General features: G+C 34.4%; 18 protein-coding genes and 1 riboswitch. Of the genes, 8 read left to right on the forward strand and 10 right to left on the reverse strand.

All coding sequences use genetic code 11. The annotated features are described in order from the left end of the window. Positions 1-140 precede the first annotated feature (140 nt). Together FNJ88_RS00375 and pdhA are read right to left on the reverse strand one after the other, a co-directional pair. A complete protein-coding gene (locus FNJ88_RS00375) occupies positions 141-1,787 on the reverse strand; it encodes a 2-oxo acid dehydrogenase subunit E2 (RefSeq protein ID WP_143851189.1) in 1,647 nt (548 codons plus the stop codon). Positions 1,788-1,886: 99 nt separating this feature from the next. Further along, positions 1,887-2,891, reverse strand: coding sequence for a pyruvate dehydrogenase (acetyl-transferring) E1 component subunit alpha (gene pdhA, locus FNJ88_RS00380; RefSeq protein WP_143851190.1), 1,005 nt, complete (start codon positions 2,889-2,891; stop codon positions 1,887-1,889). Between the two features lie 120 nt (positions 2,892-3,011). Between pdhA and FNJ88_RS00385 the strand changes: the two genes are divergently transcribed. The 3 genes from FNJ88_RS00385 to FNJ88_RS00395 are packed head-to-tail and all read left to right on the forward strand — an operon-like array spanning position 3,012 to position 5,931. Then, positions 3,012-3,614, forward strand: coding sequence for a phosphatase PAP2 family protein (locus FNJ88_RS00385; protein ID WP_143851191.1), 603 nt, complete (start codon positions 3,012-3,014; stop codon positions 3,612-3,614). A gap of 2 nt (positions 3,615-3,616) precedes the next feature. Next, positions 3,617-4,105, forward strand: a complete 489-nt coding sequence (locus FNJ88_RS00390; protein WP_143851192.1) for a BlaI/MecI/CopY family transcriptional regulator — start codon at positions 3,617-3,619, stop codon at positions 4,103-4,105. A gap of 32 nt (positions 4,106-4,137) precedes the next feature. Next, entirely contained in the window at positions 4,138-5,931 is a 1,794-nt protein-coding gene (locus FNJ88_RS00395; RefSeq protein ID WP_143851193.1) for a DUF4153 domain-containing protein, read from the forward strand. A 285-nt stretch (positions 5,932-6,216) separates the two neighbouring features. Here the strand turns inward: FNJ88_RS00395 and FNJ88_RS00400 are convergent, their stop codons facing one another. Beyond that, entirely contained in the window at positions 6,217-6,582 is a 366-nt protein-coding gene (locus FNJ88_RS00400) for an RNA recognition motif domain-containing protein (protein ID WP_143851194.1), read from the reverse strand. A gap of 429 nt (positions 6,583-7,011) precedes the next feature. On the opposite strand from FNJ88_RS00400, the gene FNJ88_RS00405 reads away from it, so the two are divergent. After that, positions 7,012-7,878: an RNA polymerase sigma factor RpoD/SigA gene (locus FNJ88_RS00405; protein WP_143851195.1), complete on the forward strand. Its 867-nt coding sequence runs from the start codon at positions 7,012-7,014 to the stop codon at positions 7,876-7,878. A gap of 47 nt (positions 7,879-7,925) precedes the next feature. Here FNJ88_RS00405 and FNJ88_RS00410 read toward each other — a convergent pair whose 3' ends face one another. Genes FNJ88_RS00410 through FNJ88_RS00420 form a run of 3 tightly spaced genes read right to left on the reverse strand, consistent with a single transcriptional unit; the run spans position 7,926 to position 9,488 of the window. Further along, a complete protein-coding gene (locus FNJ88_RS00410; protein WP_143851196.1) occupies positions 7,926-8,531 on the reverse strand; it encodes a Crp/Fnr family transcriptional regulator in 606 nt (201 codons plus the stop codon). A gap of 2 nt (positions 8,532-8,533) precedes the next feature. Continuing rightward, a complete protein-coding gene (ytxJ, locus tag FNJ88_RS00415) occupies positions 8,534-8,908 on the reverse strand; it encodes a bacillithiol system redox-active protein YtxJ (RefSeq protein ID WP_143851197.1) in 375 nt (124 codons plus the stop codon). A gap of 43 nt (positions 8,909-8,951) precedes the next feature. Then, on the reverse strand, positions 8,952-9,488 hold the full coding sequence (locus tag FNJ88_RS00420; protein WP_143851198.1) for a YfiT family bacillithiol transferase: 537 nt from the start codon (positions 9,486-9,488) through the stop codon (positions 8,952-8,954). Positions 9,489-9,605: 117 nt separating this feature from the next. Between FNJ88_RS00420 and pncA the strand changes: the two genes are divergently transcribed. Together pncA and FNJ88_RS00430 are read left to right on the forward strand one after the other, a co-directional pair. Next, positions 9,606-10,211, forward strand: a complete 606-nt coding sequence (gene pncA / locus FNJ88_RS00425; protein ID WP_143851199.1) for a bifunctional nicotinamidase/pyrazinamidase — start codon at positions 9,606-9,608, stop codon at positions 10,209-10,211. Between the two features lie 100 nt (positions 10,212-10,311). Beyond that, complete coding sequence (locus tag FNJ88_RS00430; RefSeq protein ID WP_143851200.1) at positions 10,312-11,859, forward strand: S41 family peptidase; 1,548 nt, start codon at positions 10,312-10,314, stop codon at positions 11,857-11,859. A gap of 107 nt (positions 11,860-11,966) precedes the next feature. Here the strand turns inward: FNJ88_RS00430 and FNJ88_RS00435 are convergent, their stop codons facing one another. From FNJ88_RS00435 to FNJ88_RS00445, 3 genes are all read right to left on the reverse strand, one after another. Then, positions 11,967-12,344: a GreA/GreB family elongation factor gene (locus FNJ88_RS00435; protein ID WP_143851201.1), complete on the reverse strand. Its 378-nt coding sequence runs from the start codon at positions 12,342-12,344 to the stop codon at positions 11,967-11,969. 498 nt (positions 12,345-12,842) lie between these two features. Continuing rightward, entirely contained in the window at positions 12,843-14,831 is a 1,989-nt protein-coding gene (locus FNJ88_RS00440; protein ID WP_143851202.1) for a urocanate hydratase, read from the reverse strand. 179 nt (positions 14,832-15,010) lie between these two features. Continuing rightward, complete coding sequence (locus tag FNJ88_RS00445) at positions 15,011-15,304, reverse strand: hypothetical protein (protein ID WP_143851203.1); 294 nt, start codon at positions 15,302-15,304, stop codon at positions 15,011-15,013. Between the two features lie 98 nt (positions 15,305-15,402). After that, a riboswitch (cobalamin riboswitch) is annotated at positions 15,403-15,522 on the forward strand. An 86-nt stretch (positions 15,523-15,608) separates the two neighbouring features. On the opposite strand from FNJ88_RS00445, the gene FNJ88_RS00450 reads away from it, so the two are divergent. Further along, positions 15,609-16,019: an acyl-CoA thioesterase gene (locus FNJ88_RS00450; protein WP_143851204.1), complete on the forward strand. Its 411-nt coding sequence runs from the start codon at positions 15,609-15,611 to the stop codon at positions 16,017-16,019. A gap of 40 nt (positions 16,020-16,059) precedes the next feature. On the opposite strand, the gene FNJ88_RS00455 is transcribed toward FNJ88_RS00450, so the two are convergent. Further along, complete coding sequence (locus FNJ88_RS00455; RefSeq protein ID WP_143851205.1) at positions 16,060-16,305, reverse strand: hypothetical protein; 246 nt, start codon at positions 16,303-16,305, stop codon at positions 16,060-16,062. Positions 16,306-16,552: 247 nt separating this feature from the next. Here FNJ88_RS00455 and FNJ88_RS00460 point away from each other — a divergent pair, with 247 nt between their 5' ends. Beyond that, a complete protein-coding gene (locus FNJ88_RS00460; RefSeq protein WP_143851206.1) occupies positions 16,553-19,012 on the forward strand; it encodes an FtsK/SpoIIIE family DNA translocase in 2,460 nt (819 codons plus the stop codon). Positions 19,013-19,058: the final 46 nt, after the last annotated feature.

Here is a 19,058-nt window from a genome sequence, read left to right on the forward strand (position 1 = left end):
TTTTGATTTTTGAAAAAAATAAAAAGAACGACTGCACGCAGACCGACCCGAGGGGTAGGAAAAGCAATGGCGAGGGTTGCGCCCTAATAAAAATCCTTCCAAAATTAATTGAAAGGATTCATTTAAGTATCGTTTGAAACTTAGAGCAACAAAGTCAAAGGTTGTTCTAAATACGTTCTCAAAGTCTGTAAAAACTGCGCTCCGGTAGCACCATCAACTACTCTATGGTCACATGCCAAAGAAAGTTTCATGGTATTTCCGACCACAATTTGTCCGTCTTTTACAATTGGTTTTTCAACAATCGCTCCCACTGAAAGAATCGCAGAATTCGGCTGGTTGATAATTGACGTAAAAGTTTCGATCCCAAACATTCCTAAGTTAGAAACTGAGAAGGTAGAACCTTCCATTTCATTGGCTTTCAAACCTTTGGATTTCGCTCTTCCTGCCATATCTTTAACACCTGCAGAAATCTGATTGTAATTCATTTGATCTGCATTTTTCAGAACAGGAACCACCAATCCGTCAGGGATTGCAACAGCAACACCAACGTTGATATTTCCGTGGTGAATTATTTTATCTGCTTTCCAGGTCGAATTCACTTGTGGATGTTTTCTTAAAGCCATCGCGGTAGCTTTTATGATCATATCGTTAAATGAAATCTTGGTATCTGGTAAAGAATTAATTTCTTTTCTCGCTTCAATCGCTTTATCCATGTTGATTTCTACGATCAAATAATAATGCGGTGCAGTAAATTTACTTTCAGAAAGACGTTTTGCAATAATATTTCGAACTTGAGAATTCGGCGTTTCAGAATCTTCACCCTGAACAAAATTGACAGCTACTTGCGCTGGAGCAGCTACTGCAGCAGGCGTTGAAACTTTTTGTATTGGTTGTGCAGAAGTACCAGCGCTTGGTTGATAGTTTTCAATATCTTTTTTTACAATTCTGCCATTCTCGCCACTCCCTTTTAAAGACTGAACATCAATACCTTTGTCTTCGGCCATTTTTTTAGCCAAAGGAGAAATTGCCAATCTTTCAGTTGAAGAAGTTTGAACTGAAGTTTCTGTTTCTTTATCTTCAGAAACAGAAATGGTTTCTGAAGGTTTTTCAGGTGCAGGTTTGGATTCCCCTTTTTTCGGAGCACCAGATTTCAATCCTGAAATATCAGTACCTTCTGGACCAATAATTGCCAACACCGTATCTACAGGACTCGCTTCGCCCTCACCAACACTGGTATAAAGCAAAGTGCCATTGAACTCAGACTCGAAATCCTGTACCGCCTTATCGGTTTCTATTTCAGCAAGAATATCTCCTTCTTTAACTTTATCTCCAACTTTAAAGTGCCATTTTGCTACTTTACCTTCGGTCATGGTATCAGAAAGTCTAGGCATTGTAATCACTTCTACTCCTTCGGGAATTTCAGCAGTCGTTTGTTCAATGCTTGTAGATTCGTCTTCGGTTTTATGTTCCTCGTCTATTTTCTTTTCTTCTTTTTTCTCAGAAACGCCTTCATCAACCATTCCACCTTTGAGTTTAGAGATATCTTCTCCTTCCGCGCCGATAATCGCTAAGACAGAATCCACTGGTGAGGCGTCACCTTCTTCTGTTCCGATATATAATAAAGTCCCATTGAACTCTGTTTCGAAATCCTGGACCGCTTTATCCGTCTCAATTTCTGCTAAAACATCACCTTCCTTTACTTTATCTCCGACTTTGAAATGCCATTTTGCCACTTTTCCGTCCGTCATCGTATCAGAAAGTCGGGGCATGGTAATTACTTCTGCCATAATTATTATTTGTTAATATATTTAAAATGATGAAAATTGATTCTGAGAAAACTATCAAATTAATTTCTTGCAAAATCCTTTACGATCATTAAATTCAATTTAGTTATTTTCTACCTTGTCCACAAAAGGATAATCTTCCTGCGCATATACGTAATCGTACACTTTTGAAACGTCTGGATAAGGAGATTGCTCCATAAATTCCACACATTCATCTACAAACTCACGGGATTTATCTTCTAAAGCTTCTAATTGCTCTTTTGTAGCCCACTTATTTTCTAAAATTCTGTGTTTTACGATTTCGATAGGATCATTTTTCTTATGTTCTGCAACTTCATCTTTGGTTCTATACGGCTCTGCATCAGACATAGAGTGACCTCTATATCGGTACGTTCTTGCTTCAATAAATGTTGGTCCATCTCCCCTTCTTGCTCTTTCAATTGCTTCATAAGCAGCTTCGGCGACTTTCACAGGATCCATAGCATCTACAGGAAGACAAGGCATTTCATACCCTAATCCTAATTTATAAATATCTTCATGGTTAGCGGTTCTTCCGACAGAAGTTCCCATTGCATAACCATTATTTTCTACAACAAAAACTACAGGAAGCTTCCAGTTCATTGCCATGTTGAATGTTTCATGTAAAGAACCTTGACGAGCAGCTCCATCTCCAAAGAAACAGATATTCACCCCTCCGGTTTCAAAATACTTATCGGCGAACGCAATCCCAGCACCTAATGGAATTTGACCACCTACAATTCCGTGACCACCATAAAACCTTTTCTCTTTACTAAAAATGTGCATAGAACCACCCATTCCACCAGAAGTTCCTGTGGCTTTACCACAGAGTTCTGCCATAATTCTCTTTGGATCTACCCCCATTGCCATTGGATGAATGTGACAACGATAAGCGGTAATCATACTGTCTTTTGAAAGGTCCATGGCATGTGTAAATCCAGCTGGAATAGCTTCCTGACCATTATATAAATGCAAAAATCCTCTGATTTTCTGCTTTAGGTAAAGGGAACGACATTTGTCTTCAAACCTTCTCCACATTGTCATTTCTTCGTACCACTTAAGGTAAACTTCTTGCGAAAATTCTTTCATGTTTCTTTGGAAATATTCAGCAAAAATAATAAAAATCTTTGTCTTTATTACTAGCATACTAAAACAATCTTTAGATTTGAGTCATTTAAAAATATTACTTTTGAGGCAATTATTATATATATGATGAAATCTTATACGGAACCTCTTCTAAAAATATCGAAATTCATCTCAACTGTTTTCAATCCTATCAATTCCTTGCTTTTTTATTTCGTGATTTACAGTCTTAAAAACTCCTCCTTAAAAGAATCATTACAAAATTTCTTACCGATCTTTCTAATCACTATTCTTCCAATATCTGGGTGGATCTTGTGGAATGTAAAAAAGAAAAGATATTCAGACTCCGATGTTTCTAACCGCAAGCAACGCAAAAGTCTTTATTTCTTTATCGGGGGAGCGATCTCAATTTATTTGCTATTTATCTATCTGAAATTCGAAAGAATCGATTGGGTCTTGTTCTTTCTACTGGTTTTACTACTTCTTATGCAAATCAGTAACTACCTTATTAAAAGTTCAATGCATACAGCGATCAATATTTTTGTTGCAGCACTCTTTTTCACAATTTCTCCCTTAATAGGAATCTTTTGGCTTGGAGTTTCTGTAGTGGTAGCGATCAGCAGAATTATCTTAAAAAGACACAGTCCTGCCGAAGTATTTGCAGGTAGTTTTATCGGTATTTCTGTATCTTTTATTTATCTTTATACCCATATACAAACAGCAATTTAATTATGAAAATAGATCATCTTACCACTGCAGAAGAACAATTGATGAAGGTTTTATGGGATCTCAATTCAGGTTACATGCGTAATATTATCGAAGCATATCCCGAACCTAAGCCACATGCTAATACTATTTCCACTTTTCTAAAGATTTTAGTTGAAAAAGAATTTTTAACAACCACAAAAGAGGGACGTATTTTCAAATATGAAGTTGCAATTCCTATTGATGAATACCGTAATTACTTGTTAAGGAACTTAATCAATGATTATTATGATGGCTCAGTCGAAAATTTTAACACGAGTCTTAGAAGCCAAAATCTAATTTTAACTTCTAATGTAGAAAGCGAATCGGAGTTAAAACAAACTACGACTGACGACATTATTTTAACCGATTTTATTAATGAAATCACCGGTACAAAAAAGAAAAAAAAGAAGAAGAAAAAGAATAAATTGAAGTCTATGGATGAAGTTAAAATCAACGTGAAGAAAAAGAAATAATTGAGTATTCTATTTTGTAAAAAAACACTAAAATGATTTCAAAAATTCAGGCCGTTTTTGGTAAAACAAGTACGGTAATTCAGAATTATTTTATGATTCTGACCATGGCGCTCATTTGTTCCTTTTTCAGTATTGCTCTTACAGCAAGTCCTGGTAGGATGGACGACTATAATTTTTTTCATCTTAAAATAGCAATTGTTTCTGCCTTGGGAATCTCGCTGCTATTCGCCCTGAAAATGCTTTCACAAAGAATAGGAAAAGAATTGATCTTAAATTTAGTGGGAATTGCATTTTTAGTTTTAATTTACTTTTTACTTCCAGTTAGAGAGAAAAACTTTACAGAAGTTTACGCATATTTACTCATTCCTTTATTTTTACTCAGTCACATCTTAGTGGCTTTTATACCTTTTTTAAATAAGAATCAAGAACTTAGATTTTGGCGGTATAATAAAAACCTGTTTATCAATACTTTTCTAACCGCAGTATTCACCGGCGTTTTAACCGGTGGTGTTTTACTTGCTATTTTAGCCATAGATAACCTGTTCGACTTTAATTTTAACAGCAACTATTACAATTATACGTTTAATTTCTTGTCAATCGTTGGAAGCGCTTTTATCTTTTTACTTTTTAATGAAAAAGGACTGCATGATTTAGAAGTTGATGGGGATTATCCTGTAATCCTGAAGTTTTTTACGCAGTATATTCTAATTCCTTTACTCATCATCTATTTGGTCATTTTGTACTTTTATTCAGCAAAGATTTTAATTAATTGGGAACTTCCTAGAGGTTGGGTCTCCTATTTAATTTTAGCGTATTCAATTGTTGGAATATTAGCAATTCTACTGGTACATCCATTAAAAGAAGAAACCGCCAGATCTTGGGTTAAGATATTTTCTAAGGCATTTTATTATACGCTGATCCCACTGATCATCTTACTTTTTACCGCTATTTTTACAAGAATTCTCGAATACGGTTATACCGAACCTCGCTATTTTGTGCTGTTGCTGGCAATTTGGCTCACTATTGTAGGTCTTTATTTTATATTAATTCCAAGAGATACCATCAAATTTGTTCCAGTAAGTTTATTTGCTGTTGCCGTTTTTGCTTTAGCGATGCCTTATTTTAATGCATTTTCAGTTGCAAATAGAAGTCAGGAAAATGAACTCATGCAAACTTTAAAAGAACATAATCTATTAGAAAATGGGAAAATAAACTTCACTAAAAAGGTTAAAAGCAGCGTGGTTAGTGAAGTTGGTGATAAATTTCAATTTTTAGCAAAAAGAAATCAACAAGAATTTTTAAAACCCTTAGTTTCAAATAAAATTCATACTGAAATTGAAAAAAGCATTGTAAATGGGAATTATTACGGCGTAGAAAATTCGATACAAAAGCATTTTACCAATATAACCGCTGACGAACCAATCAAAAATAATGGGTATGAAAGTGTCGAATTAACTGCAAAAAGTTCTATTACCAATATTTCGGAATATACATACTTATTTAAAGCTTCTAAATTCGAAAGCGATACCTTCACATTCGATGATAATACGCTTGAATTAAGTATTTTCAGTAACTCAGAAAGTAACTCTAAATATAATTTGAGGTTAAATGACGAAACGGTCAATTTAAAACCTGATTTCGAACAGTTATTTAAAAAGTACACTTTTAGCGGGGAAACTAAAGTCGACCACTTATTTATCACTAAAAAAATCGGAAAGTATGAAATTAAAATATTATTTGATAATATCAACAAAATTAAAGATGGCCCCAACAGCGATCCACGTTATTTAATCCTTTCTCAATCAGTTTTCATATTGATTAAGTAGTTGTTAAACTTGATTTCTATTCACAATAAAAGCGACTGTAAAGAGGTCGCTTTCGTTTTTTTGGATTAAAATAATTGCGCTGAGTTGTGATAATTCTGGCAAACGTTACTTCATAATAATATGCAAATAAATTTTGAAAGGACTCCAAAATGATTTAGATAATAGCATAGGTTTCAAAGAAATTACAAATCAGTGATCATTCTGCACAATAAAACAAATAAATCTCATTTTTAGGCACAAAAAAAGCGACTTAAAAAAAAGTCGCTTACATTATTCTGGGAAATATTACCAGTTAGATCCGCCACGGCTTCCTCCACCGTAACCACCTCCACTTCCACCACGGTTTCCACCGCCGCTTCCGTAACCTCCACCACCTGAACGGTTGTTGTCGAAGCTTCTTCTTGGTTTGTCTTCTCTTGGTTTAGCTTCAGAAATGTTAAGTTCTTTACCGTCCAATTCTTTTCCGTTTAGAGACTCGATAGCGTTTTTGCCATCTTCGTCACTCATTTCAACGAAACCGAAACCTCTCGATCTACCAGTTTCTCTGTCTGTGATAATTTTGGCAGAAGATACTTCTCCAAATTCTGAAAATAAATCTTGCAACGACTGTTCTTGAGTTGCATAGTTAATGTTTGAAACAAAAATGTTCATCTTAAAAAAAAATTAAAAATTAATACTGTTGAAATTATAAATGAAACTCAACAATTGATGAACAAAAATTGATTTCAGGATATAAAAACGAGTGCAAGATACAATTATAAATGATACATGCAAATTTTTTAATAAAAAATAACTTTCTTTTAACATGGGGAAAAATGTTAATACTTCTCTCCTTTTATTATCGTTGTTTATATTTATGTACATCAGACTTTTCTTACCATATACAAAACACTAAAAATCAGTAACTTATAAATTAAATAAAAATTATAATATATGTTATGAAGTAAGCGATCAGTAGCGAATAAGTAAAAATGAATACAGCAAAAAATAAATATATGCCTATATTTTAAAATCTTTGTAACCTTTTGGCATGTACAATCGTATAATATAATGCAGTCCTAAAGTAGACTGTTTTACTACATGAGACAATTAAAAATTACCAAACAGGTTACCAACAGAGAAACCGCCTCTCTCGACAAGTATTTGCAGGAGATTGGAAAAGTTGATTTGATTACGGCCGACGAAGAAGTTGACTTGGCACAAAAAATTCGCGCTGGAGACACCGTGGCTTTGGAGAAATTGATTAAAGCCAACCTCCGTTTCGTAGTATCTGTTTCTAAACAATACCAAAATCAAGGGCTTTCTTTGCCCGATTTAATAAATGAAGGGAATCTAGGCTTAATGAAAGCTGCGAAAAGATATGATGAAACCAGAGGTTTTAAATTTATCTCGTATGCAGTATGGTGGATCCGTCAGTCCATTTTACAGGCGTTGGCAGAACAATCAAGAATTGTAAGATTGCCATTAAATAAAATTGGATCGATCAATAAAATTAACAAAGCGTATGCACATTTGGAGCAGGAAAACGAAAGACCTCCGTCTCCAGAGGAGTTGGCGGAAGTTTTGGATATGAGCGAATCGGACATTAAAGAATCAATGAAAAATTCCGGAAGACATTTGTCCATGGATGCACCATTGGTTGAAGGTGAAGATTCTAACTTATATGATGTTTTGCGTTCTGGTGAATCACCAAGCCCAGATAAAGACTTGATGTTGGAATCATTACAAATCGAAATCGAAAGAGCGTTGCAAACTTTGACCCCACGTGAGGCAGATTTGGTTCGTTTGTATTTCGGATTGAATGGAAAACATCCAATGACTTTGGAAGAAATCGGTGAAACTTTCGATCTAACAAGAGAAAGAGTTCGTCAGATCAAAGAAAAAGCAATTAAAAGATTGAAACACAATACGAGAAGTAAAATTCTTAAATCGTATTTAGGTAAATAAATCTATAAAGATAGCAGAAGAAAGGAACTCAACTCGAGTTCCTTTTTTTATGAGGGTTCGAAATTTTTTCTAACCAGTTCTTTTCTGACTCTACTCAAACTTTCAGGCGTTATTCCAAGATAGGAAGCGACCATCCATTGAGGCACACGTAATAAAATATCAGGATACATCTTTATAAAGTTTAAGTACCGTTCTTCGGCAGTTTCTGCAAGCAACGAATTAATTCTATTTTGTAAAATCCGAATATGTTTTTGAAGCAGTATATCATTATTTTCAGAAGTATTCTTGAATACTTCGTTCATTTTAGAGAAAAAAACACTACTCAAAACGCACACTTCAGAATCTTCGACGGCTTCAATATAATAGTTTGATTTTTCGTTAAAATAAACAGAACTACGATCAGAAATCAACCATTTTTCAGGTGCAAACTGAATGATATGTTCTTTGCCATTTTTATCAATGGAATACATCCGAAGCAAGCCCTTTTCCACAAAAAAAGTATCACTTCCAATCTCACCTTCTCTTAACAAGAGTTGATTTCTAGCAACCCTTTTATAAGTATAATGATTATTACAATCAGCGACTGCATCAACTGGAATTTCTAAAACTTCAGCTAAATATTTGGTGATATTTTGGTGAGAATCACTCATCATGTCTAAATCAAAGAAACGGAAATACTTTGGTGAGAAGCATCTTTAATAGCTTTTCCATTTTCTAAAACAATCATTTGTGGACTTTGATGGGTAATTCCAAATCGTTCGGCCATTTCATTGGAAATAGATCGATGAGCGATTAAATCTAAAAAGTAATACGCTACATTTTTATCAGAACTCTGAACTTCTTTTTCAAAATTTTTCAAAACTGTTTTACTGATAAAGCATCTTGTAGAATGTTTAAATAAAACCACTTTTTTTTCAAAGGATTTTTCAATTGCTTTATTTAGATCTTCTTCGGATTGTATGTTAATCCAAAATGTAGGTGATGAATCTTTTGTTTCATCGCTGCCGAATATTTTATTTAAAAAGCTCATATATTATTTTATTTATATCTAAATATGGGATCTTATAAGGTTACTACCAATTATGTTCCTGTCTTAAGTTTTCAATTTGAGCCAGATGGTGGTCACAATGCCAGGCATAAAAAGCCAAACTTTCTTTTAGAGAAATATCTCTATTTTGTTCAGGGTGATGAAAAGTACTGGTAAACTCACGATTTGTGAGTGATTTCAGTTCAAAAACCCATCTTTTGTGCAAGCCTTTCAAAATTTGTAAAGCAGGTTTTATATCGATACTGAAAGAATCCTGTAATTCTGCCCACTTTGCTTCATCATAACATTTTACCGTGGGGTTATCCTCCGTAAGTGCTAATTTAAAACGCAGAAAACTATTCATATGACTGTCGGATAAATGATTAACAAGCTGGCGAACTTTCCAACCTCCCTCTCTATATTGGGTATCAAGCTGGTCATCATTCCAATATGCTACCAAATTTTTTAATTTACCAGGAAAATCTTTAAGTGTTTTTATATGACGATCAAGGTCTTGGTCAGAAATCTTCTCAGGTAGCTGAAACTTCCCTATTGGGTATTTCTTAAGTTCTAAATTGTCCATTTTTATTGTATGTTTTGACGATTTGGCTCATCCTTTCTTTTGGCTGACCTTTTGCGTTTTGTTTTGTAAATTTACTACAAAATTAATTGTATTAAGTCGGAATCTAAATTTTAAAATATGAAAAAAGCCTTAATAATAGTTGACGTTCAAAATGATTTTTGCGAAGGTGGAGCTCTTGCTGTACCAGGTTCTAACGAAGTTATTCCTTATATTAATCTATTAATGAAAGATAATGAATATGATCAGATTATCCTAACGCAAGACTGGCATCCGGCAGATCATAAGAGTTTTGCTTCTACCAATGGTAAAAAGGTCGGTGATACCATTATTCTCAATGGCATTCCACAATTTATGTGGCCAGATCATTGTATTCAGGGAACTCATGGTGCAGAATTTCATCCCGATTTAAATCAAGATAAAGTTACCCATATTGTTCAGAAAGGAACTAATGCAGAGTTCGACAGTTACAGTGGATTTCAGGATAATAACCATTTTGTAAAAACAGGATTAGATGATTTTTTAAAATATCATGATATTCAATTATTAGAAATTGTTGGATTTGCTTTAGATTATTGCGTAAAATACACCTGTTTAGATGCTGCTCAACTGGGTTATGTTACGTGTCTGCATTTTAATGGAACCCGTGCGGTTAATGTAAAACCTGACAACGGTAAAGATGCAATTTACGAAATGCTACAAAAAACAGTTACCGTTTTAGGATAAATCAAGTAAGAATAATTACCGCTTAAACTCCGCATTTTTTGTGTGGAGTTTTTTGTTTGTCGATTTGCTTTAAAAATTCTACTTTTAGGAAAATTTTACTTTGAAAAGAATACTTCTACTATCTTCACTGTTTATCATATCTTCTTGTGTTTCGGTGAAGAAACATAATGAGAAATTGGAGATTCCTATTTCCGTGGAAAAATTAAAAGAAGATATTGATTATACCCATCGTAAATTAGAGCAACTGCATCCTAAACTGTATTGGTATATTTCCAAAGAAGAATTGGATTATAAGTTTGACAGTTTAAAAACCACCATTCAAAAACCTTTAAAACCAAATGAATTTTACCAAAAGCTGGCACCCATTATTGCAAAAGTAAGGGAAGGACATTTGCGATTATACCCCTACCAGAAACGCCTGACCAAGAAAGAAATTAAAGATCTAGAAAAACAGAAAGGATTGTTGGGACGGTACAATTTTGTGATCGATCAGGATCGTATTTTTGTGAAAGATAATGCAGACAAAATTGAAAACATGAATGTGGGAACGGAGATCTTAACAATAAAAGATATTCCAGTAAAAGATCTGCTCGACAAATATAGACCTATTGTTAATAGTGATGGCTTCAATACTACTTTTCAAAAATATTCTTTGGCGCGAAGCTGGCCAGGATTTTTCACAGCAGAATATGGAATTCTGGACAGTGTGAAAATTGAAGCGAAATACCAAAATCAGCTAAAAACATTTTACCTGCATCGAGAAAAAATCACCAAAGAAGAAAAGGTAAAAACAGAGCAGGAAAATAAAAAACTAACTAAAAGCCAAGCGGGCAAAACTAAAGATTACAATATTGTTACAAGAAGTTTCAATCGTGACTTACAGTTTCCCATGAAAGATTCCACGGTTGCTTACATGAAGATCAAAACTTTTTCCGGAACCTATTCCCGCAAATTTTATAGACAAAGTTTTGCAATGTTGAAAAAATCACCCGCAAAGTACTTAATTTTAGATGTTCGGGATAATTTGGGTGGTTCTCTATCGGAAATTAGAAACCTCTATTCTTATTTGGTAGATGAAAAATTTGAATTCGTTACTGGCGAAGTAACTTCTCGTTCCTCATTAATACAAGCCGATTATTTCGAATTTGTTCCAACATTGGCCAAACCTATCGCCGCAATCACTTATCCGCTTTATTTAATAGCTACTTCATTATCAATAAAAAAGCAAGAAAATAAATTTTATTTAAGAAATATAGGAACTTTCTCATTAAAAGAACCAAAACGAAATCACTTCGCTGGAGAAATATATGTTTTAATTAATGGAAGTAGTTTTTCTGCATCTTCCATTATCTCCTCAAAATTGAAAGCTGAGAAAAGAGCATTTCTTGTTGGAGAAGAAACAGGCGGTGCTAACGACGGAACTGTTGCGGGTAGATATGCAACCACAAAATTGCCCAATTCAAAATTAAAATTACCCGTTGGTTTAATACTTATACAACCTAAAATTCAGTTCACCGAAACTAAAAAAGGAGTTCTCCCAGACCACGAAATGATACCAACTTTGCAAGAAATTTTACAAAAAAAAGATCTTCAACTGGAATGGATCATGAATGAAATAAAAAATAATGGCAACTCTACTAAAGTGTAATTGATTCCTTCATAAAAGAAGCCTTCGATTAGAAAGCTTCTATTTATTTTATTTTTTAATGTAATTCCGTTTTCAATCTTGATGATTTGCGGATATGCATTTATAATTTAGTTGTAATGTTCTACGCCTAAGATCTCAATTTGTTTTTCTCCATCTTCAAAAGGCCACTGAATAATATCTCCTACTTTATTTCCAACAGTTGCCAAACCGATTGGGGATAGAATTGAATACTTGCCATTTTTAATTTTTTCTCTGCTGGTCTGTACAAACAGGTATTTTTCTTCTTCATTAGTAGCAGTATTCTTTATTTTTATTTCACAGTTTACCGTAACAACGTCATTTGGTAAATCTTTACGCAGTACCTGCTTCGCACTTTTAAGTTGATCTAATAGAAGTTGCTCCTCTTGAATAGTTGTTCTCTTTCTTCTCAAATGATCTTTAATTAAATCATAAATTCCCGTAGTTAAAACTATATTTTCTGACATGATATATTGGTATAAATTTATTTTTTGAATGCTTAAATAGAACTCAGACAGAAACATCAAGCACAAAGATTGTGTTGTTATTTTGCAAATTGCATCCAAAATTGAAATGAGTGAGTATTTAAATTGTACACAACCCTGCCCTGAATCTTGACAGGGTGGATTAAATGAACTCTTTAGAACTTTTCAGAAAATTGTCATCATGGAGATAGGGTAAAAATAACGAATTTTTCTCAGCGAAGAAATTCACTGAAAAAAAATAAATATTTGTTATTTCTATCATCATAACTAACGAAGGTAAGGCTAATAAAGGACAATAACAAAGATTTATCTCCTGAGGTCGGTATTGATAATTATTTTGATGTTGATAAAAGGTATCCCCTTAGTTTAAAAATGTACCTTTTGATAATACAAAAAAAGTCTATTAAATGATTTAATAGACTTCGTTAGAGAAAACCCACATTTTGTAGGGTTTATATTATTTAAAGCAGAAATAATAAATTATGCAAGAAGGTCTTCGTTGACACTATTTGGTAATGTTACTTTTAAATTAGGTTCAATTTCCATGGCACGTTTAATGGCAAAAATTGCACCTTCATTTCTGGCCCAACTTCTTCTCGAAATTCCATTATTAACATCCCAGAAAAGCATAGACTTTAATCTACGATCTGCATCTTCACTTCCATCGAGCAACATTCCGAAACCACCATTGATTACTTCGCCCCAGCCAACTCCGCCTCCATTATGAATGGAAACCCAAGTTGCACCACGGAAACTGTCGCCAATTACATTCTGAATCGCCATATCTGCCGTAAATCTTGAACCATCATATATATTAGAAGTTTCGCGGTAAGGAGAATCTGTCCCCGAAACATCGTGATGATCTCTTCCTAAAACGACCAGTCCAATTTCTCCATTTTTAATGGCTTTGTTAAAGGTTTCTGCGATTTTCATTCTTCCTTCTGCGTCTGCATAAAGAATCCTTGCCTGGGAACCAACCACTAATTTATTTTCTTGTGCTCCTTTAATCCAAGTGATATTATCCTGCATTTGTTGCTGAATTTCAGTCGGTGAATTCTTCATGATTTCTTCTAAAACCGAACATGCAATTTCATCAGTTTTCTGAAGATCTTCCGGTTTCCCACTGGCACAAACCCAGCGAAACGGTCCGAAACCAAAATCGAAACACATTGGCCCCATAATATCCTGAACATAACTTGGGAATTTAAATTCCCTTCCTAAGGTTGGATTTTCCGCCATAACATCTGCTCCAGCTCTACTCGCTTCCAGTAAAAAGGCATTTCCGTAATCAAAGAAATAAGTTCCTTTATCGGTATGTCTATTTATGGCTTTCGCATGTCTTCTTAAACTTTCCTGAACTTTCTCTTTAAATAATTCAGGATTTTCAGCCATCATTTTATTGGCTTCTTCAAAAGGAATTCCGACTGGATAATATCCTCCAGCCCATGGATTATGAAGCGAAGTTTGGTCAGACCCAATATCGATGTGTAAATTTTCTTGGTCGAATTTTTCCCAGACTTCAACTACATTTCCGAGATAAGCCAACGAAACAGTTTCTTTATTTTCCTGTGCTTTTCGAACTCTTTCAACCAGTTCATCTAAATTTTCATGAATTTCATCAATCCATTTTTGCTCGTGACGGATCTTGGTAATTTTCGGATTTACTTCTGCACAAACGGTAATACATCCGGCGATATTTCCGGCTTTTGGTTGCGCACCAGACATTCCACCTAAACCTGAAGTGACAAACAGTCCACCTTTCGGTTCTTTTTTAATTTTCCTAAAAGCATTCAAAACGGTAATGGTAGTTCCATGAACAATCCCTTGCGGGCCAATATACATATAGCTACCAGCCGTCATTTGTCCATATTGTGAAACACCCAATGCATTAAGTTTTTCCCAATCATCAGGTTTTGAATAATTTGGAATCACCATACCGTTAGTTACAACAACTCTTGGCGCTTCTTTATGACTCGGAAATAAGCCCATCGGATGTCCCGAATACATAGTCAAAGTTTGGTCATCGGTCATCTCCGACAAATATTTCATCGTCAAAAGATATTGTGCCCAGTTTTGAAAAACCGCTCCATTTCCACCGTAAGTAATTAATTCATGTGGGTGTTGTGCTACCGCGTAATCCAAATTATTTTGAATCATCAACATGATCGATTTTGCCTGTTCCGATTTTCCTGGATATTCTTTAATGGAACGTGCTTTTATTTCATAATCCGGACGAAAACGATACATATAAATTCGTCCATACTTCTCCAATTCTTCTTTAAACTCTGGTAAAAGTTCAGCATGAAATTTGGGCTCAAAATAACGCAATGCATTCTTTAATGCCAGTTTCTTTTCTTCTGCTGTGAGTATATCTTTCCGTTTCGGTGCGTGATTAATTTGGGGATCGTAAGGTTTAATTGCAGGAAGTTCATTTGGAATTCCTTGTTGTATCTGTTCTTGAAAAGTCATGATTATAATTAGGTTTTTAAACTAACCTTGTCAAGATCCAGAACCTTGACAAGATTTTCGGTTACGAAACTTTAAAGATATTCAAATTGTAAAATACAAAGCAAAGAAAAGAGGAAAAAAATCCCCTCATTTAGAATTGAATATAAAGAAACCTTACTCAGAAAGTAAGGTTTAGCGTGCTAAGAAAGAAGGTCTTCATTGGTTTCCTCGTGATTATCTTCATTGTCACTGAGACTGTAGAAATTATTTTCTTCGTCTTCTGAACCAATTGCTTCCATTGCATCATCGGCGCTTGAACCTGGAACATCCAAATCATCACCTAATCTTTCTGGACCTTTCTTTTCATGTAAAATTGGATTTCCATTTCCATCCAATGAAACATGTTCTTCTTGATTGAAAATATCTTTATCCGAACTATAGTTCATTTCTTTCAAATTTTCATTTTGTTCACTGGTGTTATCTTGTGGTATCATAATATAAAGTTTTAGTGTGATTTTAATGTGACAAAAATGATTCCAAACTTATTTAAACTGGTCGTTTGTAAAAATAGCAAGCATTAGAGTAACTGAAAAAATTCTATATTTGTGGTTGATATTTCAATTTAAAGGTGAATCGTGTGCAAATCACGAACTGTCGCGCAACTGTAATCCGCTCTCGGAAAGTCAGATCCCTGATTTGAAATTAAAAATGCTTTCGCGATTTGAAGCAGAAAATTTAATTGACAATTCTGTCAGCTTTTCTGTTCATTTCAATTATTAATGTTTTAATTCAATAACAATGAACTACGAAGAAAAAATCCAAAATTCAGAAACCCGAGTTTTTAAAGTCGTTTTCCCCAATATTACAAATCACCATAATACGATGTTTGGTGGAACGGTGATGGAAATGATGGATGAAGTTGCTTTTATGACCGCTACCCGATTTGCAAGAAAATCATTTGTGACGGTAAGTTGTGACCGTATCGATTTCAAGAAACCTATTCCAGCAGATACTTTGGTAGAATTAATTGGTCGCGTAAAATATGTAGGAAACTCAAGTTTAAAAGTAAACGTTGAAGTTTATGTTGAACAGATGTACGACGAAGTTAGAGAAAGAGCGGTGTCAGGTGATTTTACTTTGGTAGCAATTGGTCATGATAAAAAACCGATAAAAATCTTTGAAAAAGAAGATGCAAGCGAAATTAAATAACAGAAAAAATCCACTATAAAGTGGATTTTTGGTTTCATAATCAGATGTCGTCTTCCAGTGCTTGGTTTTTGTTATTTTCCCATGCCTCGTTATATGCTTTCTGTTGATTTTCCCATGCGTCAGGAGGAACTGCATTTTCAGCATACTTCCTATTTTTATTATCAACAATATCTTTTAGTTTTCTTTCTTCCGAAGAGTCATGACTAAGATCTTTCTCTTTTTGAACAGGAATGTTACGTTTCGAATTATCGATATCTTGTGCTATTTTATTTTTTGAATTTTCCATGATGTAAAGTTCTTAATGATTTACAGTGAAAATCACTCAAATACTGTTCCGAAAAAAATGTTTATTCTGACATCAACTTCCTCTACTTTAATAAACCGGTTTAGTAGAAAGAATTTCTGGATAGAAGTGCTAAAAAATAAAGATTTGTAAAAAAATACAGAATACATAGGCTTATAATTTGAAAATTTACTCCGCTCATCAAGAAATTTTGTTATTTTTTATTATTAAATTTGCCCACATTGATATTATGGAAAAAGACACGAAAAAAAGACCGTCTAAAACGGCTGAGCACAACAAAACTCTCTCAAAACCACGTATATTTTTTGGCATTTTATTTCTTTTGATTTCGATTGTCGGACTGTTTTCTTTTATTTCCTATTTAATGAATTGGAAAGCAGATCAAAGCCAGGCCGGAACCATGTTGGACAAAACGATAAAATCATCGAATATTTTCGGTAAAATCGGAGACTGGTTAGGAAATATTTTTATTTTTGAAAGCATTGGTATTGCAGCTTTTCTAGTTGCTTTTCTGTTTTTTGTTTGCGGTCTAATGATCTTAAAGAAAAATTATTTCAAACCCTGGAAAACAATCGGTCATTCTTTATTCTTTATCTGCTGGCTCCCAATTTTAATGGGTGCGGTAACTAACGGCCAAGGCGTTCTAAGTGGCGTGTATGGTTTCCAAATTATGGATTTCCTAAACTCTGTAATAGGAACTGCTGGACTTTGGTTGGTAATTTTGGTAAGTATAGGTTTATATTTTATTCTCGAATTCAATCTTAATCCATCAAACATCAGATCGAAGATGAATGAATTGAATGATAAAACAATAGGACGTGTTAAAGGAATCCTCCCCAATTCATCGGAAAATTTGGAGACTGATGACGAACTGGAAGATGCCGTAAATTCTGCAGAAGAAAAAATAACAGTAATCGATCATTCTATTCCTCAAACATTAGTTGAAAATTCTACTGAACTAAAACTCAATCAGGAAATCGAACCTATTCAAACTCCTAACAAAACATCATTTGAACCCGCTGATGAGGCTGCTTCGATATCATTGGTACCTTCAACAACTGCTTTCAATGAAAATGAAGTTAAAGTAGATGACATTAATTTTAAAGTAGAAGTTGCAAAAACAGTCGATATTCTTGATGAAAGTGATAAAAAGTCACAAGAACTGGTTGATAAACACGGTTATTACGATCATAAATTAGAACTGGCGAAATTTCAAATGCCAACCATTGATCTACTTCATGATTATGGAAACGAAGAAATTTACGTAAATAAAGAAGAATTAGAAGAAAATAAGAATAAGATTGTCGGTCTTCTAAAGAACTTCAATGTTGGTATTGCTGAAATTAAAGCAACCATAGGACCCACCGTTACCCTTTATGAAATTGTTCCGGAAGCCGGAATTCGAGTGGCTTCTATTAAAAAACTGCAAGATGATATTGCCTTGAACCTTTCTGCACTGGGTATTCGAATTATTGCGCCGATGCCGGGAAAAGGAACGATCGGTATAGAAGTACCAAGAAAAAATCCTTCTATGGTTTCTATGAGAAGTGTGATCGCTTCCCAAAAATTTCAAAATACCGATATGGATTTGCCAGTAGTGTTTGGTAAGACAATTTCTAATGAAATCTTCATGGCAGATCTAGCGAAAATGCCTCACTTGTTGATGGCAGGTGCAACTGGCCAAGGTAAATCTGTTGGGATCAATGCTATTTTGACTTCGCTTCTTTATAAAAAACATCCAAGTGAGTTGAAATTTGTAATGGTTGATCCAAAGAAAGTAGAACTTTCTCTGTATTCAAAAATTGAAAGACACTATTTAGCAAAACTTCCAGACGGTGAAGATGCCATTATTACGGACACGCACAAAGTGATCAACACGTTGAATTCTCTTTGTATTGAGATGGATCAGCGGTATGATTTGCTAAAAAATGCGTTCTGTAAAAACATCAAAGAATACAACAAGAAATTCTCAGAAAGAAAATTAAATCCTGAAAATGGCCACCGATACTTACCATATATCGTGCTGGTTGTTGATGAGTTCGCAGATTTAATTATGACAGCAGGAAAAGAAGTAGAACTTCCTATTGCAAGGTTAGCCCAATTGGCAAGAGCTGTAGGTATTCACTTAATTGTAGCTACGCAAAGACCTTCTGTAAATGTAATTACAGGAATGATTAAAGCTAATTTTCCAGCTAGAGCTGCCTTTCGTGTAATTTCTAGTGTAGATTCCCGTACGATTTTGGATTCACCGGGCGCTGATCAGTTGATTGGGAAAGGTGATATGCTGTACTTTAACGGTAATGAAATTATGCGTCTGCAATGTGCATTTGTTGACACTCCTGAAGTGGAAAAAATCGCTGAATTTATTGGAGAGCAAAAAGGATATTCTAGTGCATTTATGCTTCCTGAATATTCTGCGGATGATACAGCTTCTACCGTAGGTGCGTTTGACCCTAACGAGAAAGACGTTCTTTTTGAAGATGCTGCCAGAATAATCGTTTCAACACAACAAGGTTCTACTTCTATGCTACAACGACAATTGAAATTAGGATACAATCGCGCAGGAAGAATTATGGATCAACTGGAAGCGAGCGGAATTGTAGGCGGATTTAATGGTGCAAAAGCAAGAGAGGTTCAGATTTCTGATCTCAACTCTTTGGAACAGTTTTTGGAAGAATTGCGAAAGTAATTTTAAATCTTAAACAATAGTTTAACTTTAGATTAATTAATTCATC

This window comes from Chryseobacterium sp. SNU WT5, assembly GCF_007362475.1.
Taxonomy (GTDB): Bacteria; Bacteroidota; Bacteroidia; order Flavobacteriales; family Weeksellaceae; genus Kaistella.

What these genes read in the sequence shown, in the direction of transcription:
- FNJ88_RS00410 (WP_143851196.1), bottom strand. Translation starts at nt 8,531, where the DNA reads ATGATGAGTGATTCTCACCAAAATATCACCAAATATTTAGCTGAAGTT.
- FNJ88_RS00420 (WP_143851198.1), bottom strand. Translation starts at nt 9,488, where the DNA reads ATGGACAATTTAGAACTTAAGAAATACCCAATAGGGAAGTTTCAGCTA.
- FNJ88_RS00435 (WP_143851201.1), bottom strand. Translation starts at nt 12,344, where the DNA reads ATGTCAGAAAATATAGTTTTAACTACGGGAATTTATGATTTAATTAAA.
- pdhA (WP_143851190.1), bottom strand. Translation starts at nt 2,891, where the DNA reads ATGAAAGAATTTTCGCAAGAAGTTTACCTTAAGTGGTACGAAGAAATG.
- FNJ88_RS00400 (WP_143851194.1), bottom strand. Translation starts at nt 6,582, where the DNA reads ATGAACATTTTTGTTTCAAACATTAACTATGCAACTCAAGAACAGTCG.
- pncA (WP_143851199.1), top strand. Translation starts at nt 9,606, where the DNA reads ATGAAAAAAGCCTTAATAATAGTTGACGTTCAAAATGATTTTTGCGAA.
- FNJ88_RS00395 (WP_143851193.1), top strand. Translation starts at nt 4,138, where the DNA reads ATGATTTCAAAAATTCAGGCCGTTTTTGGTAAAACAAGTACGGTAATT.
- FNJ88_RS00455 (WP_143851205.1), bottom strand. Translation starts at nt 16,305, where the DNA reads ATGGAAAATTCAAAAAATAAAATAGCACAAGATATCGATAATTCGAAA.
- FNJ88_RS00375 (WP_143851189.1), bottom strand. Translation starts at nt 1,787, where the DNA reads ATGGCAGAAGTAATTACCATGCCCCGACTTTCTGATACGATGACGGAC.
- FNJ88_RS00460 (WP_143851206.1), top strand. Translation starts at nt 16,553, where the DNA reads ATGGAAAAAGACACGAAAAAAAGACCGTCTAAAACGGCTGAGCACAAC.
- FNJ88_RS00445 (WP_143851203.1), bottom strand. Translation starts at nt 15,304, where the DNA reads ATGATACCACAAGATAACACCAGTGAACAAAATGAAAATTTGAAAGAA.
- FNJ88_RS00390 (WP_143851192.1), top strand. Translation starts at nt 3,617, where the DNA reads ATGAAAATAGATCATCTTACCACTGCAGAAGAACAATTGATGAAGGTT.
- FNJ88_RS00450 (WP_143851204.1), top strand. Translation starts at nt 15,609, where the DNA reads ATGAACTACGAAGAAAAAATCCAAAATTCAGAAACCCGAGTTTTTAAA.
- FNJ88_RS00385 (WP_143851191.1), top strand. Translation starts at nt 3,012, where the DNA reads ATGATGAAATCTTATACGGAACCTCTTCTAAAAATATCGAAATTCATC.
- ytxJ (WP_143851197.1), bottom strand. Translation starts at nt 8,908, where the DNA reads ATGAGCTTTTTAAATAAAATATTCGGCAGCGATGAAACAAAAGATTCA.
- FNJ88_RS00440 (WP_143851202.1), bottom strand. Translation starts at nt 14,831, where the DNA reads ATGACTTTTCAAGAACAGATACAACAAGGAATTCCAAATGAACTTCCT.
- FNJ88_RS00405 (WP_143851195.1), top strand. Translation starts at nt 7,012, where the DNA reads ATGAGACAATTAAAAATTACCAAACAGGTTACCAACAGAGAAACCGCC.